At 63.8% G+C, this 24,595-nt stretch carries 21 protein-coding genes and 1 tRNA gene; 13 read left to right on the forward strand and 9 right to left on the reverse strand.

Features of this window, described 5'->3' with window-relative positions:
- Nucleotides 1-109: 109 nt before the first annotated feature.
- The 3 genes from rpoD (at nt 110) to QZ501_RS02490 (ending at nt 3,168) form a co-directional block, all read left to right on the forward strand.
- A complete protein-coding gene (rpoD, locus tag QZ501_RS02480; RefSeq protein WP_286173327.1) occupies nt 110-2,008 on the forward strand; it encodes an RNA polymerase sigma factor RpoD in 1,899 nt (632 codons plus the stop codon).
- Nucleotides 2,009-2,065: 57 nt separating this feature from the next.
- Nucleotides 2,066-2,142, forward strand: a tRNA-Ile gene (locus tag QZ501_RS02485).
- Nucleotides 2,143-2,223: 81 nt separating this feature from the next.
- A complete protein-coding gene (locus QZ501_RS02490) occupies nt 2,224-3,168 on the forward strand; it encodes a DMT family transporter (protein ID WP_295716886.1) in 945 nt (314 codons plus the stop codon).
- 25 nt (nt 3,169-3,193) lie between these two features.
- On the opposite strand, the gene QZ501_RS02495 is transcribed toward QZ501_RS02490, so the two are convergent.
- Together QZ501_RS02495 and QZ501_RS02500 are read right to left on the reverse strand one after the other, a co-directional pair.
- Nucleotides 3,194-4,819, reverse strand: coding sequence for an acyl-CoA synthetase (locus QZ501_RS02495; RefSeq protein ID WP_295716889.1), 1,626 nt, complete (start codon nt 4,817-4,819; stop codon nt 3,194-3,196).
- Nucleotides 4,820-4,973: 154 nt separating this feature from the next.
- Entirely contained in the window at nt 4,974-7,487 is a 2,514-nt protein-coding gene (locus QZ501_RS02500) for an acyl-CoA dehydrogenase (RefSeq protein ID WP_151441468.1), read from the reverse strand.
- Between the two features lie 166 nt (nt 7,488-7,653).
- On the opposite strand from QZ501_RS02500, the gene rfaH reads away from it, so the two are divergent.
- Entirely contained in the window at nt 7,654-8,136 is a 483-nt protein-coding gene (rfaH, locus tag QZ501_RS02505; protein ID WP_151441469.1) for a transcription/translation regulatory transformer protein RfaH, read from the forward strand.
- A 13-nt stretch (nt 8,137-8,149) separates the two neighbouring features.
- On the opposite strand, the gene QZ501_RS02510 is transcribed toward rfaH, so the two are convergent.
- From QZ501_RS02510 to QZ501_RS02525, 4 genes are read right to left on the reverse strand one after another with little or no spacing between them, the layout of a single operon-like run.
- Nucleotides 8,150-8,902: a pteridine reductase gene (locus tag QZ501_RS02510; protein ID WP_295716892.1), complete on the reverse strand. Its 753-nt coding sequence runs from the start codon at nt 8,900-8,902 to the stop codon at nt 8,150-8,152.
- Complete coding sequence (locus QZ501_RS02515; protein ID WP_295716894.1) at nt 8,895-10,004, reverse strand: polynucleotide adenylyltransferase; 1,110 nt, start codon at nt 10,002-10,004, stop codon at nt 8,895-8,897. The genes QZ501_RS02510 and QZ501_RS02515 overlap by 8 nt, the downstream gene beginning before the upstream one ends.
- Nucleotides 10,004-10,474 (reverse strand): tRNA (uridine(34)/cytosine(34)/5-carboxymethylaminomethyluridine(34)-2'-O)-methyltransferase TrmL, encoded by a 471-nt coding sequence (gene trmL / locus QZ501_RS02520; RefSeq protein WP_151441472.1) that lies wholly within the window; start codon nt 10,472-10,474, stop codon nt 10,004-10,006. Before trmL ends, QZ501_RS02515 begins: the two co-directional genes overlap by 1 nt.
- Complete coding sequence (locus tag QZ501_RS02525; protein WP_295716897.1) at nt 10,475-11,653, reverse strand: acetyl-CoA C-acetyltransferase; 1,179 nt, start codon at nt 11,651-11,653, stop codon at nt 10,475-10,477. It lies immediately after the preceding gene.
- A 96-nt stretch (nt 11,654-11,749) separates the two neighbouring features.
- Between QZ501_RS02525 and cysC the strand changes: the two genes are divergently transcribed.
- Both cysC and QZ501_RS02535 read left to right on the forward strand, forming a co-directional pair.
- Nucleotides 11,750-12,412, forward strand: a complete 663-nt coding sequence (gene cysC, locus QZ501_RS02530; RefSeq protein WP_295716898.1) for an adenylyl-sulfate kinase — start codon at nt 11,750-11,752, stop codon at nt 12,410-12,412.
- A gap of 5 nt (nt 12,413-12,417) precedes the next feature.
- Nucleotides 12,418-14,190, forward strand: coding sequence for an SLC13 family permease (locus QZ501_RS02535; protein ID WP_295716899.1), 1,773 nt, complete (start codon nt 12,418-12,420; stop codon nt 14,188-14,190).
- 6 nt (nt 14,191-14,196) lie between these two features.
- Here QZ501_RS02535 and QZ501_RS02540 read toward each other — a convergent pair whose 3' ends face one another.
- Nucleotides 14,197-15,387, reverse strand: coding sequence for a DUF418 domain-containing protein (locus QZ501_RS02540; protein WP_160899587.1), 1,191 nt, complete (start codon nt 15,385-15,387; stop codon nt 14,197-14,199).
- 74 nt (nt 15,388-15,461) lie between these two features.
- Here QZ501_RS02540 and QZ501_RS02545 point away from each other — a divergent pair, with 74 nt between their 5' ends.
- From QZ501_RS02545 to QZ501_RS02560, 4 genes are read left to right on the forward strand one after another with little or no spacing between them, the layout of a single operon-like run.
- On the forward strand, nt 15,462-16,223 hold the full coding sequence (locus QZ501_RS02545; RefSeq protein WP_151441477.1) for an ElyC/SanA/YdcF family protein: 762 nt from the start codon (nt 15,462-15,464) through the stop codon (nt 16,221-16,223).
- A gap of 55 nt (nt 16,224-16,278) precedes the next feature.
- Nucleotides 16,279-18,081, forward strand: coding sequence for a hypothetical protein (locus QZ501_RS02550; RefSeq protein WP_295716901.1), 1,803 nt, complete (start codon nt 16,279-16,281; stop codon nt 18,079-18,081).
- Entirely contained in the window at nt 18,065-18,742 is a 678-nt protein-coding gene (locus QZ501_RS02555; RefSeq protein WP_295716903.1) for a DUF3047 domain-containing protein, read from the forward strand. The genes QZ501_RS02550 and QZ501_RS02555 overlap by 17 nt, the downstream gene beginning before the upstream one ends.
- A gap of 25 nt (nt 18,743-18,767) precedes the next feature.
- On the forward strand, nt 18,768-19,283 hold the full coding sequence (locus QZ501_RS02560; protein WP_151441480.1) for a hypothetical protein: 516 nt from the start codon (nt 18,768-18,770) through the stop codon (nt 19,281-19,283).
- A 7-nt stretch (nt 19,284-19,290) separates the two neighbouring features.
- Here QZ501_RS02560 and secB read toward each other — a convergent pair whose 3' ends face one another.
- Both secB and QZ501_RS02570 read right to left on the reverse strand, forming a co-directional pair.
- Nucleotides 19,291-19,803: a protein-export chaperone SecB gene (secB, locus tag QZ501_RS02565; protein ID WP_151441481.1), complete on the reverse strand. Its 513-nt coding sequence runs from the start codon at nt 19,801-19,803 to the stop codon at nt 19,291-19,293.
- 68 nt (nt 19,804-19,871) lie between these two features.
- Nucleotides 19,872-20,291, reverse strand: a complete 420-nt coding sequence (locus tag QZ501_RS02570; protein WP_202405769.1) for a rhodanese-like domain-containing protein — start codon at nt 20,289-20,291, stop codon at nt 19,872-19,874.
- Between the two features lie 153 nt (nt 20,292-20,444).
- Between QZ501_RS02570 and gpmI the strand changes: the two genes are divergently transcribed.
- From gpmI to QZ501_RS02585, 3 genes are read left to right on the forward strand one after another with little or no spacing between them, the layout of a single operon-like run.
- Complete coding sequence (gene gpmI, locus QZ501_RS02575) at nt 20,445-21,995, forward strand: 2,3-bisphosphoglycerate-independent phosphoglycerate mutase (protein WP_295716907.1); 1,551 nt, start codon at nt 20,445-20,447, stop codon at nt 21,993-21,995.
- A 1-nt stretch (nt 21,996) separates the two neighbouring features.
- Entirely contained in the window at nt 21,997-23,133 is a 1,137-nt protein-coding gene (locus tag QZ501_RS02580) for a peptidoglycan DD-metalloendopeptidase family protein (RefSeq protein ID WP_295716909.1), read from the forward strand.
- A gap of 17 nt (nt 23,134-23,150) precedes the next feature.
- Nucleotides 23,151-24,590: a S41 family peptidase gene (locus tag QZ501_RS02585; protein ID WP_151441484.1), complete on the forward strand. Its 1,440-nt coding sequence runs from the start codon at nt 23,151-23,153 to the stop codon at nt 24,588-24,590.
- The last annotated feature ends 5 nt before the right edge of the window (nt 24,591-24,595 follow it).

Raw genomic sequence — 24,595 nt, forward strand, 5'->3', positions numbered from 1 at the left:
ACATTGAAATCCAGAGGTGTCGTCCCCAGATTAGCCGGGCAGCTGGTGGCCGAAGTGACAGCCGATAGCGGAATCCACTGACTGGCAGAATGGATGACTCGTGGCTATAATGCTCGATTCATCTTGCCCCAGACAATACCGAGCCCAAAGGGTGACTATGTCAGCCAACTCCCAGAAATCGCGACTCAAGGATCTCATTGCTCGTGGCAAGGAGCAGGGATACCTGACCTACGCCGAAGTCAATGACCACCTGCCGGAGGATATCGCTGATCCGGATCAGGTGGAAGACATCATCCAGATGATCAATGACATGGGCATCCAGGTGACCGAAGAAGCCCCGGACGCCGATGACCTGCTGATCACCGATGGTGATTCCTCCGCGGACGAAGCCGCCGCCGCCGAAGCCGCCGCCGCACTGGCAGCCGTGGAGAGTGACGCCGGGCGCACCACCGACCCGGTCCGCATGTACATGCGCGAGATGGGCTCCGTGGAACTGCTCACCCGTGAGGGCGAGATCGTCATCGCCAAGCGCATCGAGGAAGGCATCCGCGATGTGATGGCCGCCGTTGCCCACTTCCCGGGCACCGTCGCCGCCGTCATCAACAACTACGACAATATTGTCGAGAACGAAGGCCGCATCAGCGACCTGGTCTCCGGCTACCTCGACCCCGAAGGCGAGGAACCCCAGTTCCCTGCGGCCGAGACTCCGGAGCCCGCCTCGGAAGCCACGGCAAGCGCCGAAGGAGAGGCAGAGGAAGACGAAGAGGACGAGGCCGAGGAAAGCTCCGACGGCGGCCCGGATCCGGAGGAAACCCGCCAGCGTTTCGATATGCTGCGGGACCGCCTGAACACCGCTATGGACGCCGTGACCAAACACGGCCGCTCCAGCGAAGAAGCCCAGAAGGCACTGGAAGAGCTCGGCAGGGTCTTCGCGCCCTTCAAGCTGAGCAATCGCCATTTTGACGAGATGGTCAACGTCGTACGCTCCACCAACGACATGGTGCGCCAGCACGAACGCAGCGTTATGGCCATCTGCGTGCAGGAATGCGGCATGCCGCGCCGTGAGTTCATCAAGCAGTTCCCGGGTAACGAGACCAACCTCAACTGGGCCGAGGAGCTGGGCAGCAGCGATCGCAAGTACGCCAAGGCCATTGGTGAGCGCGCCAACGACATCGTGCGCCTGCAGAAGAAGATCGCCAACGTCGAGGAAGGCGTGGGCCTGGATGTCAGCGACATCAAGGAGATCAACCGCCGCGTTTCCATCGGCGAGGCCAAGGCCCGCCGTGCCAAGAAGGAAATGGTGGAGGCCAACCTGCGCCTGGTGATCTCGATTGCGAAGAAGTACACCAACCGCGGCCTGCAGTTCCTGGACCTGATCCAGGAAGGTAACATCGGCCTGATGAAGGCGGTGGACAAGTTCGAATACCGCCGCGGCTACAAGTTCTCGACTTACGCCACCTGGTGGATCCGGCAGGCGATCACCCGCTCCATCGCGGACCAGGCGCGGACCATCCGTATCCCGGTCCACATGATCGAGACCATCAACAAGCTCAACCGCGTTTCCCGCCAGATGCTGCAGGAGATGGGCCGCGAACCGACCCCGGAAGAGCTTGGTGAGCGCATGGACATGCCCGAGGACAAGATCCGCAAGGTGCTCAAGATCGCCAAGGAACCGATCTCCATGGAGACCCCCATCGGCGACGATGAGGACTCACACCTGGGCGACTTCATCGAGGACATCCTGGCACTGTCGCCGGTGGACTCGGCCACGGCTGAAGGCCTGAGCGAAGCGACCAAGGGCGTGCTCTCCGGGCTGACCGCGCGCGAGGCCAAGGTGCTGCGCATGCGCTTCGGCATCGAGATGAACACCGACCACACCCTCGAGGAAGTCGGTAAGCAGTTCGATGTGACCCGCGAGCGCATCCGCCAGATCGAAGCCAAGGCGCTGCGCAAGCTGCGTCACCCCTCCCGCTCCGATCACCTGCGCAGCTTCATCGACGAAGGCTGACCCGGGTGGCGGGCGCCAGCTGCTCCGGCTAGAATGGCGCCCTCACCTCCCCTTTCCGGGCCTGTAGCTCAGTTGGTCAGAGCAGAGAACTCATAATTCTTTGGTCGCTGGTTCGAGTCCAGCCAGGCCCACCATTTATTCAGACCCAATCTGAACCTCTATCGCCGCTTTTAGTTCCATGAAGCAGGGAGCTTGCGAATTGTAGGAACGCATCCATGAACCCGACAGATACTTCCCAATGGCGCGGTCTGTTCTGGATGACCGTCGCGGTCCTGACCATTCCCGCCTCTGATGCCATCGCCAAAGTCCTTGGGCAGACGCTCTCAATCGGTCAGGTCACCACGACGCGTTTCATGATCCAGTGCCTGCTGCTCCTGCCTCTGTGGCTGTGGTGGCGCCACAGGAATGTCCGGCTTCAGGGACTCAAGCTCAGGGACTGGTGGCTTGGCGGCCTGGTTGCTTCCGCTGTTCTGTTCCTGTTCTGGGGGCTAAGCTATCTGCCGCTGGCGAACAATATCGCCATTTTCTTTGTCGAGCCACTGATTCTGGTCCTGTTCTCAAAGTGGTTCCTGAAAGAGAGGGTTTCTCCTCGGCGCTGGATTGCGGTCACTGTCGGGTTGCTCGGCGCACTGGTCGTAATCCGTCCCAACATCGAGGCCTACGGCTGGGCCACGGTTCTGCCACTGCTCGCGGCCACCGCCTACGCGGCCTACCTGACATCAACGCGCGCACTGCGGGAGAGTGCCGATCCCAGCCACTGGGCAGAGGCCGCCAACGGTCTTCAGAAGTCGGTCCGGCTGCAGCTGATGATCAGCCTCACTGCGTCGGTGCTAATGCTCATGCTGATGGATATCGGGCAGACGCTGACCCCGGCCCTGACCGGGGTGCAGTGGCCAACAGCCCATGAATGGGGCCTGCTTATTCTGCTGGGTGCGCTGGCCGCGTTTGCCCATGTGCTTATTGCCCTGGCATTCACCCATGCCAGCGCCAGTATCCTGGCGCCGGTCCAGTACCTGGAGATACTGGGGGCAGTGTTCTTCGGGTGGTGGCTTTTCCAGGAATGGCCCGACGCGCTGACCTTTGTCGGCGCTGCGATCATTATCGGCTCCGGGCTCTACATCGCCATGGAAAAACCACACCCCGACGTTATCCAGGACTGAAGAGGAATCCTCGCGAATACCCGCTTCAGGCCTCTTTCGCCTGCTGGCGCAGCACAAACTTCTGCACCTTTCCGGTGGAGGTCTTGGGCAGTTCCTCAAAGATCACTTTCTTCGGGGCCTTGAACCGGGCCAGATGCTCGCGGCAGTAGCTGATGATGGCCTCCTCGCTCACCTCACCGGCCTCCGGCTTGAGAGTGACAAAGGCGCAGGGTGTTTCGCCCCACTTCTCGTCCGGGCGGGCCACAACCGCTGCTTCCAGGACATCCGGGTGGCTGTAGATGACACCCTCGACTTCGATGGTGGAGATGTTCTCGCCTCCCGATATGATGATGTCCTTGAGGCGGTCCTTGATCTCGATATAGCCGTCCTCGTGCCATACGGCAAGGTCGCCGGTGTGATACCACCCCCCGCGGAAGGCCTCTTCCGTTGCACTCGGGTTTTTCAGATAGCCCTTCATCACGGTGTTACCGCGCAGGCAGATCTCCCCCACCGTCTCACCGTCCCGGGCGACCGGCTCCATGGTCTCGGTGTCAGCAACCATCAACCCCTGAAGCGTTGGGTAACGAACCCCCTGCCGGGCTTTCAGTGCGGCGCGCTTTTCCAGGGGCAGATCATCCCACTCCGGGTTCCAGGCACAGACTGTGACCGGGCCGTACACTTCCGTGAGGCCATAAACATGCGTGATGTCGATGCCCATTGCCTCGACAGCACCAATAACACTGGCCGGGGGGGCGGCGCCGGCGGTCATGGCCTGAACCCGGTGACTCAGACTCTCGCGCGCTTCTTCCGGGAGGTTGAGGAGCGTGTTCAGAATGATCGGCGCCCCGCACATGTGGGTTACCCCGTGGTCGCTGATCAACTGCAGTATCGTTTCAGCCTCCACACGGCGCAGGCACACATGGGTACCGCCCAATGCGGTCACCGTCCATGGAAAACACCAGCCGTTGCAGTGGAACATCGGCAGTGTCCACAGATAGACCGGGCGCTCGCCCATGGACCATACAGCCTGGTTACCCAACGCATTCTGGAAAGCACCACGGTGATGGTAGACCACCCCCTTGGGGTTACCCGTGGTCCCGGAGGTGTAGTTCAGGGATATCGCATCCCACTCATCCTCCGGCAGTGACCATTCAAAGTCCGGATCGCCCTCGGCAAGCAACACCTCATAGTTCAGCTCGGTAACCGGATCGCCTCCGCCGAGTTCCGGGTCATTCACGTCCACCAGAAGGGGCGGTTTTTCAAGCTTAGCAACCGCCTCCCGGATCACTGGCGTGAACTCCCTGTCCACCAGGAGCACCTTCGCCTCACCATGCTCCAGCATATAGGCAATCGCATCAGCATCGAGGCGGATGTTGAGCGTATTCAGAACCGCCCCAATCATGGGCACCCCGAAGTGGGCTTCCAGCATCTCCGGAATATTCGGCAGCATCGCGGCCACCGTGTCACCACGACCAATACCACGCCCCTGAAGAGCAGAGGCCAGGCGTCGGCAGCGGCTGTAGGTCTCCTGCCAGTCACGCTGGATGTTGCCGTGGATAACCGCAGTGCAGTCAGGGTACACATCCGCACTGCGTGCAATGAAATCGACGGGTGAAAGCGGGCTGTGATTGGCTCCGGTCTGTGGCAGGGATTGATCAAAGATCGATGTCATGGTGCGTTCCTCGGGTGTTTCCGGGTGAGCGATACAGCTGTTGCCGGAAAACTAACGATCCCGCACGCAGGAGAGTATTAGACGATGGTCGCATTGCAGGACCACCGCGGGGCTGCCCCTGCGGGAACGCTCCCCGCAGGCGCCCCGGACACCATCAGTTGGTCGGTTCATCCTCCGCTTTAGGCCGCTCCACCAGCTCCAGGCGCCCAATGGAGTCCTGTGCCAGTGCCTCAATGCTCTCCTTGGAGAACGCATCCACACGGATCGTGTCGTACATCGCGGCCATGGCCTCGGAGACCTTCTGGCGCTCGGAGTCGTCCAGCAGATCCCGCTCCTGGGCCCAGTCAAGCAGTTCCTCTCGCTGGTGACCGAGCAGCATTTCAATGTCCTGGAGTTCGTCCGGGTCCGACTTGCGGATGGCATCGTTGATGCGCTTGCGGGCCGGCTCGGTTTCACGGGCCAGGCGCAGGGCATGCAGGATGCGACCGACCGGGTCTTCCGGGTTCTCGGTGTGATAGACGCCACGCGGAATCCGCTCCTTGGCGCCCCCTTCCTTCACGATGCTCAGCGCCACACGCTGGCCCAGCTCATCGTCCGGCTGGCGCAGGCGCACACCCAGCGGGAACACCAGCACCTTCAGCGGCCAGCGCAGGGGTTTGACCGGGAAGTTGGTCACGGCTGCATAGAGTGCTGTCTGGATATCGTAGAGCGAGCGCTGCAGGCTCCACTCAACCACATCACGCATCTCCTCGTTATAGCCTTCCTCATGCCACTGCTTGATGGAGGCGGAAGCGTAATAGAGCCCGACCAGAGCGTCCGTCATACGCCCGGTAAACCGCTGGCGCCCCTTGAGGCTGCCACCGAGGGTCAACAGGCCCACGTCGGTCAGCACCGAGAAAGCGGATGCGAACCGCGACAGCTGTTGATAGTAACGCCGCAATCCCCCTTGGCCGGGCGTCGGCTGCACCAGGCCACCGGTCAGTCCCAGAACCAGGGAACGCAGCACGTTCCGGCTGGTATGGGCGATGTGGGCGAAGAAGACGCCGTCGAACGTCTGGACCGCCTTGCCGGCATCCTCCATGCCGGCGGCCTCGATCTCCTGGACGATATAGGGGTGGCAACGGATGGCGCCCTGGCCGAAGACCATCAGGCTGCGGGTCAGGATGTTGGCACCCTCTACGGTTATGGCAATGGGAATCGCCTGATAGATCCGGGCCAGGAAGTTACGCGGCCCCTTGATGACGCCACGCCCGGCCACGACATCCATGGCGTTGGTCACGACCTTGCGCATCAGGTCCGTGTTGCGGTACTTGAGCAGCGCGGACGGCACGGAGGGCTTCACGCCGCGATCCAGCATGCCGGAGGTGAAAACCCTGGCGCTGTCCATCATCCAGGTATAACCGGCCATGGGCTCAAGCGCCTCCTGAACCCCTTCGAAGTCGCTGATGGAGCGCCCGAACTGCTCGCGCACGGAGGCATAGGAGCCGGTGGTCAGGCAGGCCATCTTGCCGCCGCTGGTGCCCAGGGCCGGCAGCGAAATCGAGCGCCCGATGGACAGGCATTCCAGCAGCATGCGCCAGCCCTGGCCGATCATCCCGCGCCCGCCGATGACCTGATCCAGCGGGATGAACACATCCTCGCCCCAGGTCGGCCCGTTCATGAAGACGGTATTCATGGGCAGATGGCGGGCTCCGTGGTTCACGCCCTCCGTGTCCGCCGGCACCATCACCGTGGTCACGCCCAGATCGTGTTCCTCGCCCAGCAGGTGGTCCGGATCATAGACCTTGATCGCCAGGCCGATCAGCGTGGCCACCGGCGCCAGGGTGATGTAGCGCTTGTTCCAGGTGACCTTCATGCCGAGTACTTCCTGGCCGTTCCAGTAGCCCCGGCAGATCACGCCCCGGTCCGGAATGGCACCGGCATCCGAACCGGCCACTGGTGATGTCAGGGCAAAGCAGGGCACCTCGTCGCCCTTTGCCAGGCGCGGCAGGTAGTACTGCTTCTGCTCGTCCGTGCCGTAATAGGTGATCAGCTCACCCGGGCCCAGGGAGTTGGGGACCATGACGGTAACCGCGGCCGAGACGCCCCGGGAGGCGATCTTCATGACCACCTCGGAGTGCGCGGTATTCGAGAACCCGAGCCCACCGTGCTCCTTGTCGATCACCAGGCCGAAGAAGCCCTTTTCCCGGATGAACTTCCAGGCCTCCTCCGGCAGGTCGTAACGCTCATTGGTGATGGACCAGTCGTCCAGCATGGCGCAGAGCTCATCCACCGGGCCGTCGATGAAGGCCCGTTCTTCTTCGGTGAGCTTGGGGTGAGGCAGATCCAGAAGGTGGTTCCAGTCCGGCCGGCCGGAGAACAGCTGGCCGTCCCAGTCCACGCTGCCGGCATTGAGAGCCTGCTGTTCTGTATCGGATAGCGTGGGCAGCATACCCCGGATCATGCCCAGAAGCGGGCTGCTGATGAGGCTGCGCCGCAGTGGTGATGGGATGATGACCACCAGTGTGCCCAGAAGCAGCACAGTTCCGATGAACACGCTCAGCCAGTGCCAGCTGTCCAGCCAGAACCCGATGCCCGTAGCAATAACAAGCCCAGCGGTACCGAGCCACCAGTTCGCCCCGAGATAGAGCAGAACCAGCCCGGCAAGCAGCAACAGAAGAACACTCATGATGGTCACCTCCTTTTATCCGTATACCGCACCCTTGCGGTGGATACGAACCACCATAAGCCCATCCCAGCACCTGTAAAAGGACTTTTATCAACGTCCTGCTTAACCTCGCCGGGTATTGCGCACTAGAATGGCCCCACAGTGGTAAAGGAAAGGATTTCTGCGCATGGCATGGTACGCCCTACAGCATAAACCGGCCCAGGCGGCTCGCGCGCTGGCGAACCTGGAGAACCAGGGGATCGAGTGTTTCTTCCCCGAGATTGACGTGGAAACCATCCAGCAGGGTAAGCGCCGGATGCGGCGGGAGCCCCTGTTCCGGGGGTACCTGTTCATCAACCTGGAGCTGACCGATCCGGTCTGGCACAAGCTCCGCTCCACCCGAGGCGTGGTGCGGGTTGTGAGCTTCGGTAACCGGCCGGCACCCATTGCCGATGAGGTCATCCAGGGGATCCGGGAGGGTCTGGAATCCGCAGCCGAGGCCGGGGGCATCCACAAAGGGGACAAGCTCGAGATTCTGGAAGGGCCCTTCCGCGGCCTGAACGCCGTCTTCCAGGAATACGACGGAGAAACCCGGGCGATGGTGCTGATCGATTTCCTGCAGAAACAGCACCGGGTGTCCATGAACCTGGATCAGGTCCGCCCCGGCTAGACACCGCTGTTATCTAGCCGGTCACGCTGCGCCCGCCATCCACATTCAGCACCTGCCCGGTCACATAGGGCGCATCGCAGACCAGCCAGGCCACGGCACCGGCAATATCATCCGCCTCACCGGTGCGGTGCAGCGGCACCTGCTGCAGGATCGCCTGCTGCTCTTCCTCCGGCATGGCACCACCGCCCTCGCCTTCCGGCCACAAGATTGCCCCCGGTGCCACCCCGTTGGCCCGCACCCGCGGCGCCATATCCCTGGCCCAGGAGCGCGTCAGCGACGCCAGGGCGGCTTTGGTGGCGCAGTAAACCGGATGATCCGCCAGCGGGCGTTCGGCATGGACGTCAATCAGGTTGATGATGCAGCCACGCTGCAGCTTCAGCTCCCCAGCGAGCGCCTCAACCAGCAGCACAGGGGCGCGCAGGTTGGTGTCGACCAGGCGGCCCCACTGCTCCACGCTCAGCTCTCCCACCGGCGTGGGGAAAAACTCGGACGCATTATTCACCAGCACATCCAGCCGGGACCAGTATTCCCGTGCCTCACGGGCCAGCGTCTGGACCGCCTCCGGGTCCCGCAGATCCGCCTGCAATGCCACGGCCGAGCCGGCACGCGCAGCATTCAGCTCGGCCACCAGCGTTTCCGCATCACGGTTCCGGCTGCGGTAATGCACCACCACCCGGTATCCCCTCGCATGCAGGGCCCTTGCGGTGCCCGCGCCCAGCCGTCTTGCCGCCCCGGTCACCAGAGCCACGCCACCGTGCTCATGCATCGTCCGCTTCTCCCTCGACCACCTGTTCAATCGCCTGTTGCCGGCGGGCCGCAATAGCGTCACCCAGCGCCTTCCCCTGGTAGCCCTCCTTCATCAGAGCCCGGGGATCCACGGCCGCCGCCCGGGCACGGGCTTCACGCACCCGTGCCGCCGCCTGAGCATCCAGCCCACAGGCCTCCATCACCATCAGCAGCTGCTCGAAGCGCTCCGGGCGCCGCCAGGCGTCCGCCTTTTCCAGAAGCTCCTCCACCCAGTCCGCGCTCAATGGTCTCGCCCAGCGCGGCAGTGCCGCCGAACTCACGGCAATATCCCGGCAGCTGTTGGGAACCCGCAGCCGTTCACTGAAGGCATCGGCGGTATCCGCCTCGAGCTTCGAGCTAAGGGCGCCGAAACGTACTTCGGTGGCATCACTGATAGCCACCGCCCGGGCCAGAGCTGACAGGCCCCCTTCGCGCACCTCGAGCGGCGACGCAATCTCCGGCATCACCACAGCCAGGGCGCCGCAGGCTTCCAGGACCTCAAAGAAGACCTGGGGGCGCGCTTCGTGAAGAGCCCGCCGTGTTTCCTGCCAGACCCGTTCCGGGACCAGGTGGTCGACCTCACCTTCGACCACCATGGAGCGCATCAGGGTCATGGTCTCCTCCGCCACCTCGAACCCCATGGGGGCGAGACGCGCGGCGAACCGGGCAGTACGCAGGATGCGCAGCGGGTCCTCGGCAAAGGCCGGAGAGACATGGCGCAGCACCCGGTCAGCAAGATCCTGTTTACCCCCGAAGGGATCCACCAGATGCCCCTCCGCATCACGGGCCATGGCGTTGACCGTCAGATCCCGGCGCTTCAGGTCTTCCTCAAGCGTGACATCCGGGGCACTGTGCACCTCGAAGCCATGGTAGCCGTGGCCGCTTTTGCGCTCGGTGCGGGCCAGCGCGTATTCCTCCCGGGTCTCGGGATGGAGGAAGACGGGAAAGTCCGCCCCCACCTGCTTGTAACCAGCCGCCAGCATCTGCTCGGGCGTGGCGCCGACCACCACCCAGTCCCGGTCCTTCACCGCCTGGCCCAGAAGCCAGTCGCGCACCGCGCCGCCCACCTCGTAGACATCCATCAGACACCCCCCTCAAAGCCGAGCTGACGCCAGGCTTCATAGACCACTACGGCCGCCGCGTTGGAGAGGTTCAGACTGCGCCGTTCCGGCACCATCGGCAGGCGCAGCACCTGCCCCTTAGGCAGCCCGGCCAGAACGTCCTCCGGCAGACCGCGCGTCTCTGGACCGAACATCAGGGTATCCCCAGGCTGGTAGGCTGCCTGATGGTGACCATTGGTGCCTTTCGTGGAGATCCCGAAAAGCCGGCCCGACCGGATGGGCTCTGCCTCAAGGAAAGCCCTGTAGTCCTCGTGCACGGACACACTGGCGTACTCCCGGTAATCCAGCCCAGCCCGCTTCATGCGCCGATCATCCAGCTGGAAGCCCAGCGGCTGGATCAGGTGGAGACGGCAGCCGGTACTGGCCGCCAGCCGCATGATGTTGCCCGTATTGGGCGGTATCTCCGGCTCATAGAGCGCAATATTGAGCATTCAGCGCTCAACGGCCAGTGCCACGCCCATGCCGCCACCGATGCACAGTGTCGCCAGGCCACGCTGGGCCTCACGCCGGCGCATCTCGTGCAGCAGGGTCACCAGGATCCGGCAGCCGGAGGCCCCGATCGGGTGACCCAGGGCAATGGCACCGCCGTTCACGTTCACCCGTTCCGTATCCCAGCCGAGGTCGCGGTTCACGGCAATGGCCTGGGCGGCGAACGCCTCATTGGCCTCCACCAGTTCCAGCTGGTCGATGCCCCAGCCCGCGCTGTCCAGCGCGCGGCGGGTCGCCGGAATGGGCCCGGTCCCCATGACCTCCGGCGCCACGCCGGCGTTGGCGTAACCACGGATGGTGGCCAGTGACTCCAGACCCAGTTCCTGAGCCTTTTCAGCGGAACAGACCACCACAGCGGCAGCCCCATCGTTCAACGCCGAGGCATTGCCCGGGGTAACGCCGCCGTCCTTCTGGAAGGCCGGCTTGAGTCCGGACAGCCCCTCGGCGGTCACGCCCGGGCGCGGGTTCTCGTCGGTGTCCACCACCTTGGGATCGCCCTTGCGCTGGGGAATGCTCACGGGGACGATCTCATCACTGAAGCGCCCGGCGTTGATGGCAGCCTCCGCCTTCTGCTGGGAGGCGGCGGCGAATTCGTCCTGTTCCTGGCGGGTGATGCTGTACTCACGGGCGATGTTCTCGGCGGTGACGCCCATGTGGTAATCGTTGAAGGCATCCCAGAGGCCGTCCTGGATCATGGAGTCGATCAGCTGCCAGTGCCCCATCTTCTGGCCGTTACGGCTGTTGGGCAGCACGTGCGGGGCCTGGCTCATGCTCTCCTGGCCGCCGGCAATGATCAGGTCCGCGTCACCGCAGCGGATCGCCTGGGTGGCCAGGTGCAGGGACTTGAGGCCGGAACCGCAGACCTTGTTGATGGTCATGGCCGGCACCGCCTCCGTCAGGCCACCCCCGATGGCCGCCTGGCGTGCGGGGTTCTGACCAACACCGGCGGTCAGCACCTGCCCGAGGATCACCTCGTCGACCTGATCCGAGCTGATGCCGGTTTCGTTCAGCAGCTGGCGGATGACGGTGGCGCCAAGCTGGGCCGCGCTCTGGCCGGCCAGGCTGCCCCCGAAAGTGCCCACGGCGGTGCGCCGGGCAGCGGCGATGACAACATCACGCATGGTTGTATGCTCCTGTTTGCCTGTTTTGGAAGCCAGTCTACCAGATAGCGGGCCGATTCGACCCTGATGCGGCATTGCACCGGTCATGGAGGCTGGATGACAATAAACACTTTTCGATTTCCGGCAGCTTTTGAGGAAGGATCCAACGTGAGCGACCACATTGTCTGGCACGACCACAAGATCTCGCGCACCGAGCGCGCCAGCATCAAGCACCAGCACCCCTGCCTGCTGTGGTTCACCGGCCTTTCCGGTTCCGGCAAGTCTACCATCGCCAACGCGCTGGACGTAGCGCTCTACCATGAGGGCTACCACACCTTCCTGCTGGACGGTGACAACGTCCGCCATGGCCTGAACCGGGATCTGGGTTTCTCCAATGAGGACCGGGTGGAGAACATCCGCCGCATCGGTGAGGTCAGCAAACTGTTCGCGGATGCCGGGCTTATCGTGCTCAGCGCGTTCATCTCGCCCTTCGCCAGCGACCGGCGGCTGGTGCGCAACATGTTCCCGGCGGGTGAGTTCATCGAGGTCTTCATGGATACCCCGCTGGCCACCTGCGAGGAACGCGACCCCAAGGGCCTGTACCGCAAGGCGCGCGGTGGCGAGATCCATGACTTTACCGGGATCGACTCCCCCTATGAGGCGCCGGCGCATCCGGAGATCACATTGGACACCTCCAACCTGAGCGTCGACGCCTGCGTGGAGAATCTGCTCTGCTACCTGAAGGAGCGCGATCTGCTCAAGCCCGGGGGTGACGCCTGACGGCCATGGACTGGGAAGCGGCGTTCACCCTGGCCACGCTGGTCACGGTTCTGGGGACCCTGATCTTCACCCGGCTCTCCGCGGACCTGGTGCTGATGACGGCGATGGCCGTCATGCTGATCCTGGGCATCCTGTCCCCGGCAGAAGCGCTGGCCGGTTTCTCCAACCCGGGCGTGATCACCATTGCCACCCTCTACGTGGTCGCCGCCGGGCTCAAGGAAACGGGCGCCATCCAGTGGCTGGCCCGCCACCTGCTCGGCCACCCGAAGGGCACATGGCGGGCCCAGGCGCGGCTGGTGGCGCCAACCGGCCTGATGAGCGCCTTCATGAACAACACCGCCGTAGTGGCCATGTTCATCCCGGCCGTTCAGGACTGGGCCCAACGGCTGGGCATTCCCGCCTCCCGGCTGCTGCTGCCGTTGAGTTACGCCGCCATTCTGGGCGGCACCTGCACGCTGATCGGCACCAGCACCAACCTGGTGGTGGACGGCCTTCTCCAGTCCCGCCTCGACATCCAGCTGGGCCTGTTTGAACTCGCCTGGGTAGGGCTGCCCCTGCTGCTGATCGGCGGTACCTTCCTGGTCCTCTTCGCTAACCACATGCTGCCGGACCGAGGCGGCGTCACCGAGGACCTGGACGCCGTGCGCGAATACGGCGTGGAAGTCGAAGTGGACAGAAAGGGCCCACTGACGGGGAGAACCGTTGCCGAGGCTGGCCTGCGCGCGCTGAACTACGGCTATCTCACAGAGATCGAACGCGACGGCCACCTGATCTCACCGGTGGAGCCGGACCGGGATCTGCAGGGCGGGGACCGGCTCTATTTCGTGGGAGCCCCGGAGTGCGCCAGCGAACTGCGCCGCATACAGGGGCTGATACCGGCCAACGCCAATGTCCAGAAACTGGAGCTGGCGAACCATCAGCGCTGCCTGGTGGAAGTCGTCCTCGGCCAGGAATTTGCCGGGCTGGGCCAGACTGTGCGCGAAAGCCGTTTCCGCTCGCGCTTCAATGCCGCCATCCTCTCGGTCTCGCGCGAGGGCAAGCGGGTCTCCGGGAAGCTGGGCGACATCCGCCTGCGCATGGGCGACACCCTGCTGCTCGAAGCCAGCCATGAATTCGTGGAGCAATACCGCTTCCGGCGCGACTTCCTGCTGGTGAGCGCTCTCAATGACTCCACGCCACCAGACTTCAGCCGTGCCCCCGCCGCCCTGGGGATCCTTGCGGGCATGGTGGCCCTCAGTGCCAGTGGCCTGCTCAGCATCATGGAGGCCGCTTTCCTGGCCGGCGGCGCCATGATCCTGTTCGGCTGCACCAGTGCCTCGCGAGCGCGGCGCAGCCTGGACCTGCCGGTACTGGTGATCATCGCCTCATCCTTCGCCCTGGGCAACGCCATGGACCAGACCGGTGCGGCCCAGTGGGTGGCGGGCAGCCTTCTGGGCAACAGTGAGATGTCCCCCTGGATGGCCCTGGCCATCATCTACCTGCTGACCGCCCTGTTCACCGAGGTCATCACCAACAATGCCGCCGCTGTGCTCATGTTCCCCATCGCCCTGGCGATCTCCGAGCAGCTCGGGGTCAACTTCCTGCCCTTCGCCATCGCGGTGATGTTCGCCGCCAGCGCCAGCTTCATCACGCCGCTGGGTTACCAGACCAACCTAATGGTCTACGGGCCGGGCCGCTACCGCTTTACGGACTACATGCGCATGGGCATTCCGCTGAGTCTGCTGGTAGCCACCACTGTCATCACCCTGATTCCACAGATCTGGAGCTTCCACGGGTAACGCTGGTTACCCCCGATCCTCGCGGTAGGCAAAACGCCGCCACAGCCATTCAGCGGGCCCGGCACGCCAGCGCCGCAGCCACAATGGCGCGATCACCAGCAGCATCAGCCAGACCGCAAGGATGAACTGCAACTGGACCAGACGCGGCGTGGCCTCAAAGCGTCCGCCCGTGTAGAAAAACGCTGTGCCCAGGACCGAGCAGAGCAGATAGGCACTGAGCGCCAGCCTGCCGAGTGCCCTCAGGCGTTCCAGAAGCCCCCTGAACAGGCCCCGCTGGAGCGCCAGCATCACTGCGGAGGCCCAACCCAGCGCCACCAGGGGACCGCCCCAGATATTGAACTGACGGCCGGCATAGAGCGATTCCGCCATGCCCCACTCATGGGTCATGTTGTAGAGTACCCCCCACTGGCACAGTGGAATGCCGATGCCGAACCCAAGCAGCCCCAGCCGCCGGTAGGGCGACTCCGGCCAGTGACCGGAAAAGAAACCACCCCGGTAAAGCGCCATCCCCACCAGCATGAGCGCCAGCACACGCCAGCCCGATTCGGTCAGCAGCATGCTCGGCCAGCTCTCGAACAGTACCATGAGCCGATGCTCGAACTGGGCTGGCCAGCCGCCCCGGTAGGCCTCGATCTCCTGCTCGACCAGTGCGGAATCCGCACTCCAGAACTGCTGCCTGAAGGCCTCATACTCTTCGGCAGGCATCCAGTTGAGGATGCCGGTCATCAGCAGGGCAAAGCCGAAAGGCACCAGATAGAACACCAACGCCCAGCCCAGAAGCCGTGCCGGCGGCAGGTTCCGGAAACGCGCCGCAACCAGCCCCACCACGGCGTAAAGCAGCAGAATGTCGCCGTACCAGATGAGGACCAGGTGACCCAGCCCAATGAGTGCCAGCGCCCCCATGCGCCGCCGCAGAATTCGGTCCACCTGAAACCCTTCAGCGGCGAGCCGCTCCCCCTGGATCACCACCCCCGCGCCAAACAGCGCGGCCAGCAGCGGCATGAAGCTGTACTCGAACAGCAGGTGGGAAACGAACCAGACCCAGAACTCCGCCCCCTCAAAGCTGCCCATGACCCCGGGGTTGAGCTGGGCGGTCGATACTTCAGCAAAGGCCCGGACGTTGATCACGAGGATGCCCAGTATGGCGAATCCACGCAGTACATCGAGGCTGGTCAGGCGTTCCGGGCGTTGCGACATGCCCCCAATTCTGATCTGCCCGCACCCACTGTCAAATATTTCCCGCCCACGACCGTATCGGGTACCCTTCCTGCATGCTGCTGACCAAAATCATCGCCGCCCTGCTCAGCCCCCTGCCCCTGGTCGGTCTCATCCTGCTGGTGGCGTGGGGCCTGCGACTCCTCAAACGGACCCGGCTGGCCGTCACCGCGGCCTGCATGGCCGGCATACTGTTCCTGGTGTTCTCCGTCGAACCCCTGGCCCGCTGGCTGATCCTGCCGCTGGAATCCCGCTACGAGCCCATCACCCAGCCGCAGGCTTTCAGCAATGTCCGCTGGATTCTGGTGCTGGGCTCCAGCGCCTCGGAGGATGCGGATGCCCCCCCCACGACCCGCCTCAGTGGTGTCGCCAGCCTCCGTCTGGCGGAAGGGCTGCGCCTGCAGAATGCCCTGCCGGAAAGCACCCTGATCCTGTCCGGTGGCAGTGTCTTCGGGGACGCTCCCAGCGCTACGGTCATGAGTCGGGCAGCCATCGCGATGGGCGCGGACCCGGACCGCCTGCGCATCCACCCCAACCCTCTGAACACCCGCCAGGAGGCTGAATTCATGCGCGAGGCGGTCGGAGAGGCCCCGTTCCTGCTGGTCACTTCAGCCTCGCACATGCCCCGGGCCATGATGCTCAACCGTAAGGTGGGCCTGAACCCCATCCCCGCACCCACCGCGCGGCGCGCGGCAGGCACCGCCCTCAAGTCCGATCCCGCTTTCTGGTTACCCTCGGCAGGTGCCCTGGAGATGAGCGAACGCGCGATCCACGAGTACCTCGGCATTGCCTGGGCCTGGCTCGGTGGTCATATCTGAAATTTCAGGCGTATACTCAATGTGAACGGAGTCGCACAATTCAGGAGGGCAGACGATGCCATCACGACGCCTGGTACCGGGAGTACTTTCGCTCTGTCTTCTGTCCTTCATCCTCACGGGCTGCTCCGGGGGCAGCAGTGGTGGTGCCGGCATCGGCGATCAGGTCACCCTGCCTGATAGCAGCCCGATTCCGGAGACGCCGATCCAGGAAGAGGATGACCAGCCCCCAGCAACGCCAGGGTATTACTCCGAGTCACGGTTCTGGATCCAGGGCGAGAGCACTCAGGAGCGGGGGTTGTTTGCTATCCCAAAGGACAACAACGGCTCCGACGAGATCGACACCAGCCTGCTTGCGGAACTCCCGTTGCAGACGGTGCCGGCGCTTGTGGACAGTGGCGCGCGAATGGCACCCCGCGCCATTTTCTACCGGAACGAAAACGGTTTTACACGGGCTCCCACCGGCTCCGCAAACATACAGCAAATCTCCAGCCAGGCGAACGCTGCGGGGACCTGCCTTGGCGGATGGGCCTATGACCTGGAAGCCATTGATAACACCAGTGTTGCCTACCACACGCAGAGAAACGGCGGCGACTGCCCTGACCGCTTCAGCGTGACGGATTGGAAGCAGGTGCAGCTCGATGACACCGCCAGCACACCCCCGCAATCATTCCCTTCCGGGGTAACCGTGGTTGCCGGGCTCAACAAAAGCTCTGATCATGAGCCACAGTGGCTCACCCTGGAAAGTGACGACACCCCTGCAAGATATGACGTCTCGGACCTCTCGTCCCCCGGTGACAGTATCAATACGGACAAGGCAGTCACTCCCTTTACTGAACTCCACCTGATAGGACGCATCGGAACCGGGGCGGCCATCGTCGCGTACACGGGGTCTGACACCAGCGATGCCGACCGGGACTACCAGCTGGCGTACTACGACCGCGCCGCCAACAGCATCAGCAACCTAGAAAACAGCGGCGGCCCCGAACTCGCAACACTGCCCCGGATTCCGCTCGCGGACTGGGTTGCACCGGCCGCCGATGCGGTCTTTTTCGGAATCGGTAACGCCCTGGTCAGAGCGGATGCCGACGGTTACCGGATCATTGATTCAGTGGATGGTCCCGGCCGCCCCTACTTTGTGAGCCGCTCGGATACCCATGTGATATGGGGCCTCCTGAGCCAGCGCAACGACAGCCCCCAGCGGGAAATCCGGGTTGTGGGCGTGTCAGGGACCGGCGCAAGGACACTGGTGCGGGCCCCGTACGTGGAAACACGGGTCAGGGGCACCGCCGAGGGCTGGTTCTACTTCACTGCCGCAAGGGGCGCGGAGCCCAATGGTCAACTCACGGATTCTTTCGCCATCGGCTATAACCCCTCGATCAGCGGCGACCTGAATGCATTCATCATCGCGGACGCCCAGTGGATCGGTTCTTCCATTGACCCGACAGAGGCGGTTTCAGAAGAGGTTCAGCCCCAGGCCCTGGCATCAGCCTCCATCAGCAAACTGTTTTACCGGGGTGGCAGCAGCGGCATGGAAAGTCTCCGCGCCCTTGCCGAGCCCGGCTCGCCGGTCGCCATGGAGCAGGGGAACCCGGTCCTTCCGAGCATTGACCTGGGCGCTCTCAACAACTGGAATTCCGGCGCCAAGGGAGTCTTTATGGGGCCCGGCTTCGGGCGGCAACGACTCCTGACGTCAGTCGACGCCGGTTCCGACGAAAGCCTTGCCGGCGAGACCGAACTGAGGGTCGGCGCCGACCGGGACCTGACCAACCAGGTGCACTGGGTGGACCCGGACAAAGCAGGCTCACTCAACCCCATAGGCAACAGAGGACCACTGGTACGGCATGCTCCGTTGTTCTGACAACCCAGCGCTGGGTCGGGCACTGGTCTTCATGGGCATGTGCGCCCTGAGCAGCCCCGGCCTGGCCGAACGCGTCTTCCCGCCCGAAGCCATCGCCGGGTGGGAACACCACAGCTTCACCGGCGAAACGGACTACGAACTGGTCACCTTTGATGGCCGCAGGGCCGTACGCGCTACCTGCAGCGGCGACTCCGCATCGGGGCTGTACCTGGAGGAACCCATTGACCTCAGCGAGACGCCCATCATTGAGTGGCGCTGGCGGGTGGACTCCGTCTACAACGCTATCGACGAGCGGACCCGCGAAGGCGACGACTTCCCCGCCCGCATCTACGCCGTGCACGAGCCCACCTGGCTGCGCTGGAAGACACGGGCTCTCAATTACGTCTGGGCCAGCAGGGAACCGGCCGGCAGCAGCTGGCAGAACCCCTTCCAGTCCCGGGCACGGATGGTGGCGGTGGCTTCAGGCCCGCCGGAAGACGGTGCCCAATGGCAGACCGTCACCCGGGACCTGCGGGCCGACTTCCGGCGCCACCACGGAGAGGTACCGGAGCATCTGACCGCCCTGGCCATCATGACCGATTGTGATAACCACGGAGGCACCACCCGCGCCTGGTATGGGCGGATCCGCCTGAAAAGCGCGGATGAGCGTTTTGCGGACTGAGTCACATTCGGGCATGATGCGATTCATGACATCACCCAATGGTAATAGAACCCCTTCCATGCCCCGGCTTCCCGCACTCGCATTCGCCCTCATTGCCCTCAGTGGCTGCTCCGATGAAGCAGCTTTCCCGGGCGGCGGCAGTGAGTTCTATGAACAGCCGGAGTGGGCCAACTATCGCGAACAGGCTGGCGAACATGGTTATGAGCCAGGCCTCTCGAACTGGCGCCACATCCCTGAGCTTACGCCGCAGGAACCCCTTAACGCCTGCAAGGATGCCCAGGCTGCCGTGGAAAGCTGGGCGCACTCCCGTGACCTGATCGGGCCGGATCGCGGTGAGCGGCTGACGATTGATATGCGCACCCGCCAGGAGGCGGATGGCAGCGTGACCGGTCTTCTGCAGCGCTGGGGATTCCGGGATGATGCCGTGGCGGGGGTCGACCACCGCCTCCGGCTGACGGAAACCGCCGGATGCTGGGAGGTCGAAAGGGTGGAAGCCCGCCACTACTGCCGCCGTGGGCTGGAGGACGGGCTCTGCCGCTGAGCGGTGATCAGTGGTTCTGCTGCTCCGCCTCGCCGGCCTGTTCCTGGCGGCGGCGCTCCAGCGCCTGCTGATAGATGGCGTCGAAGTTGACCGGCGCCAGCATCAGGGGCGGGAAGCTGCCCTTGGTCACCAGCGTATCCACGGATTCGCGGGCATAGGGAAAGAGCACGTTGGGGCAGTAGGCGCCCAGCATCTGGCCCTGGCGGCTGTCATCAAAATTGCGCACCACGAAGATGCCTGCCTGCTGTACTTCCACAATGTAGGCGGTCTTATCACCGATCTTCGCTGTCAGCGTCAGCTGAAGCACCACCTCGTACTGGCCTTCTCCCAGGTCAGTATGGCTGGTGTTGAGGTCCATGGTGACCTCGGGCTTCCACTGCTCCTGGAAAATGGTCGGCGTGTTGGGCGCCTCGAAGGAGCTGTCCTTGATGTAGACGCGCTGGAGCGCGAACTGCGGCTGGTTCTCGTCGCCCTGCTGGCCGCCCGCGGCGCCAGCCTGTGTGTCATTGTTCTCGGCCATTGCGTTATTCCTGTCTATTGTTACTGCACGGGCCGGCAACCCCGGCCCGCCGCGTCACCGGCGCATTCTTACTTGTTGGTGACCGGCAGATTGGCGTTGCGCCACTCCATCATGCCACCGGTCAGCCGTGCCAGCTGGAGCTCCTCAGGGTTGGGGACCTCCTTCACGGCCATACCCGAATGCTGGCCCGCCTTATCCACGAGGATAATCAGTTTGTCCTGGTGTTTCCGGAGCTGGTTCCCACTTTCCTTAAGCTTCGCCATGGGAATGTGCTCGGCGCCACGGATATGGCCCTCGGAAAATTCTTTCTTTTCCCGCACATCCACCACCACGGCCTCATCCCGGTTGAGCATGAGAACCGCTTCCTGTGGCCCCACCTTGCGCCCGGCACGGCTGCTTTCCACCCAGAAAAGCGCCAGCAGCAGCACAAAGAAGGCACTGACCAGCATCCAGTGATTGATGACAAACTCAAATAGCTGTTGGATCATTCTGCGCCACACCTGTGTCCGGGCCACATGGCCCTGTTCGTTCAGCCGCGATTATACACAGGGCCCGGCAGCGACGACAGGTGCGCCAATGGCCGGGGCACCCGGAATCAGGTTAGAATCAGGCCCTTTCGAGGCAACCCGGAACCCGAACCCATGAGTGACAGACCTCAGACAACCGCGCTCATCATCATGGACGGCTGGGGCCAGCGTGAGCCCACCGACGACAACGCCGTCAGCCTTGCCCAAACCCCGGTCTGGGACCGGCTCTGGGCGGAATGCCCACGTACGCTGCTCAACACCAGCGGCCTGGCCGTGGGACTTCCCGAAGGCCAGATGGGCAACTCCGAGGTCGGCCATATGAACCTTGGCGCCGGCCGCGTGGTCTACCAGAGCCTGACCCGAATCAGCCGTGACATCGAGAACGGCACACTGGCGGAAAACCCGGTGCTCGGCGGCGCCATCCGCAGCGCCATCGCGGCGGACGGCGCCGTTCACGTGATCGGCCTGCTGTCGCCCGGCGGCGTACACAGCCACGAAGAGCACCTGTTCGCCGCCTGCCGCATGGCCATGGAACAGGGCGCGCGTTACGTCTATATCCATGCCTTTCTGGACGGGCGTGATACACCGCCGCGCAGCGCCCGCGAATCCCTGGAGAAGGCGGACCGCCTGCTGCGCGAAGCGGGCGTCGGCCAAGTGGCCTCGGTCGTCGGCCGCTACTTCGCCATGGACCGGGACAACAACTGGGACCGCATCGAAAAGGCCTACAACCTGCTGACCCTGGGCGAGGCCAATTACCGCGCGGACTCTGGCGTGGAAGCACTGGAAGCCGCCTACGCACGGGGCGAGGACGACGAGTTCGTGTCGGCCAGCGTGATTGCGGCGGAAGGCGAAAACCCGGTCACCATCGATGACGGCGACGCCGTGCTGTTCATGAATTTCCGCGCCGACCGCGCCCGCCAGCTGGCGCACGCCTTCGTGGACCAGGATTTCACCGGATTCAGCCGCCGCAGTGAACCGCGCCTTTCCGATTTCGTAATGCTGACGGAATACGAAGCCAATCTCGACACCAGCTGCGCCTACCCGCCTGAATCCCTGCCCAACATGCTGGGCGAATACGCCAGCAATCAGGGACTGAAGCAGCTGCGCATCGCGGAGACGGAGAAATACGCCCACGTCACCTTTTTCTTCAACGGCGGCCGCGAGGAGCCCTTCCCGGGCGAGGACCGCATCCTGGTTCCTTCCCCCAAAGTGGCCACGTACGACATGCAGCCGGAGATGAGCGCTCCGGAAGTCACGGATCGCCTGGTTGAAGCCATCAACAGCGGCCAATACGACCTGGTGATCTGCAACTACGCCAACGGCGACATGGTCGGGCACACGGGTAGCATTGAAGCGGCCAGCAAAGCCGTCGAGGCGGTGGACGAAAGCGTCGGGCGGGTCCTGGAAGCCCTGAAGGCCAATGGTGGCCAGGCCCTGGTCACCGCCGACCACGGCAACTGCGAACAGATGCGCGACCCCGTAACCGGCCAGCCGCACACCGCTCATACCACCGTACCGGTGCCGCTGGTGTATGTGGGTGACCGCAAGCTCAGCCTGCGCGACGGGGGCGCGCTCTGCGACATCGCCCCGTCGCTGCTGAGCCTTATGGATCAGCAGCAGCCTGCGGAAATGACCGGCCAGACGCTGATCCAGCCCGGGGCCTGACATGCGCCGCGTCGTTCTGGCGATGCTGCTCGGGACGGCGCTCGCGGCTCCGGCACAGGAGGATGAGCAGGCTGCCCGCGAGCGCCTGGATGACGTAAAGCAGGCCATTGAGTCCGTTTCCCACTGGCTCGAGGATGCCCGCGCCAACGAGGATGCCACCCTGACCCGCCTGCGGGAGGCCGAGGAGGCCGTGGCACGCAGCCAGCAACGCCTCAACCGGATCAATTCAGACATCACCGGGTTGGATGATGAGCTCGCCGGACTGGAGCAGCGCAACCGGAAGCTGGAAGCCGAGGCGGAGCGCGGTCGGGAAACACTGAGAGAAGTTGTGCGCTCCGCCTGGCGCCAGGGGGAGCAGCCCGCCCTGCGGCTGTTCCTCTCCCAGAAGGATCCCGGGCAGGCGGCCCGCCTGCTGGAATGGCACCAGCGCCTGGGCAATCATACCCGTCAGCAGTTGGCGGAACTGGCGGATACCATGGAAGCCCTTGAACGCAACCGGCAGGAGATGCAGGCAACACGCGAGCAGCTGGCCGTCAAGCGCGAACAGGCCCGCGAGCAGCGCGATGAACTGCAACAGCGCCGCAACGAGCGCGAGCAGCGCCTGGCGGAACTGCGCCAGCGCATCAGTGAGCGCGAAAGCCGGCTGGCTTCGCTGCGGGAGGACCGGGAGCGTCTTGAGGCGCTCATTGAGGAAATGGCAGCGTCCATCTCTGGCATCGAAGCCCCCGAGGACATCCGGCCATTTTCCGAACTGCGTGCTAGACTGCCATGGCCACTGGATGGAACCGTCAGCAACCACTTCGGTGATGCCGTCGGTGACAGTGGCATGCAGGCCAATGGCATCCGCATCCGCGCGGACAAGGGCACGCCCGTGACAGCCGTCCACTACGGGCGCGTTGTCTTTGCCAACTGGTTGCGCGGGTTCGGGCTCATGATCATCATAGATCATGGCGACGGCTTCATGAGCCTGTACGGAAACAACGATACCCTGAGCCATTCGGCCGGCGAATGGGTACAGGCCGGCGAGACCATCGCCCGAACCGGTAACAGTGGCGGGCGTTCCCAATCCGGTCTTTACTTTGAGATACGCCATAACGGCCAGCCGGAAAATCCCGAAGCCTGGCTCGAAAAGCACTGAACAGGAACGCAGCGCCCATGCGACACAGCTCCCGGAACCCCGTCACCACCCTCGCTCTCAGCCTGGTGCTGACGCTGACCGCCCTCCCCGGCGTCGCGGCCGAGCCCATGGAAGGGGAGGACAATGACCCCACGCGTAACATTGATAACCAGCCGCCAGTGAACGGTCAGACCAACGAGCTGGAAGTGCAGCTGGCAGACCCTGAGAAACAGCTGCCACTGGACGAACTGCGCAAGTTCACAGAGGTGTTTGAGCGCATCAAGCGCGGCTATGTTGAAGAGGTCAGTGACAAGGAGCTCCTCAACAAGGCCATTGACGGCATGCTCTCTGGGCTTGATCCCCACTCCGCCTATCTGGAGCCCGAGGCTTTCTCCCAGCTGGAGGAGAGCACTTCCGGGGAATTCGGAGGGCTCGGCATCGAGGTCGGTATGGAGGATGGCTTTGTCCGGGTCATCTCACCGATCGACGGCACGCCCGCACAGGAGGCCGGCGTCCAGGCAGGGGACCTGATCATCGAGATCGACGGCACCCCGGTGAAGGGCATGAGCCTGGAGGAAGCGGTCAAGGAAATGCGTGGCGAGCCCGGGACCACGATCGACCTTACGATCGGGCGTGACGGCGAAAGCAGCCCCATTGAGGTGACCATTGAGCGGGCCATCATCGAGGTGGACAGTGTTCGCTCACGCATGCTCGAACCCGGCTACGGCTACATCCGCATCAGCCAGTTCCAGCAGAACACCGGCCAGGAGTTCAGAACCGCCTATGAGGAGCTGGTGAACAAGCACGGTAACGAGCTGGACGGCGTGGTGCTCGACCTCCGGAACAACCCTGGCGGGGTGCTTGAGGCAGCCGTGGACGTGGCGGACTCGCTGATCAATGAAGGCCGGATCGTCTACACCAAGGGCCGCATTGAGAGCAGCCAGCTGAGCTTCGATGCCAGCCCCGGCGGCATCGCCGAGAACGTGCCCATTGTGGCGCTGATCAATTCCGGCTCCGCATCGGCCTCGGAAATCCTTGCCGGCGCGCTCCAGGACCAGCGCCGCGCGGTTATCATGGGCACCAAGTCCTTCGGCAAGGGCTCGGTCCAGACGGTCATGCCGCTGGGCGACAGCCACGGCATCAAGCTCACCACGGCGCGCTACTATACCCCGGATGGTCGCTCCATCCAGGCCAAGGGCATCGAGCCGGACATCGAGGTACGGCCGGCGGAACTGCGTGATGTGGAATCCGCACGCCGGTTCAGCGAGGCGGACCTGCCCGGTCACCTTGAGAACGGCCAGAAGGCCGAGGAAAAGTCGGATGACACCGGCACCGATGAAAGCGAAGAAGAGGCACAGCGCAAGGACTACCAGCTGCGCTCGGCACTGAACCTGCTCAAGGGCATGCGGATCCTCACCCCGGAGAAGGACAAAGCCGCCGGAACGAAGTCCGAGGGGGCCAATGGCGAGGCGGACTGACACAC

It is taken from the genome of uncultured Halovibrio sp., assembly GCF_913056445.1.
GTDB classification, from domain to species: Bacteria; Pseudomonadota; Gammaproteobacteria; order Pseudomonadales; family Oleiphilaceae; genus Halospina; species Halospina utahensis_B.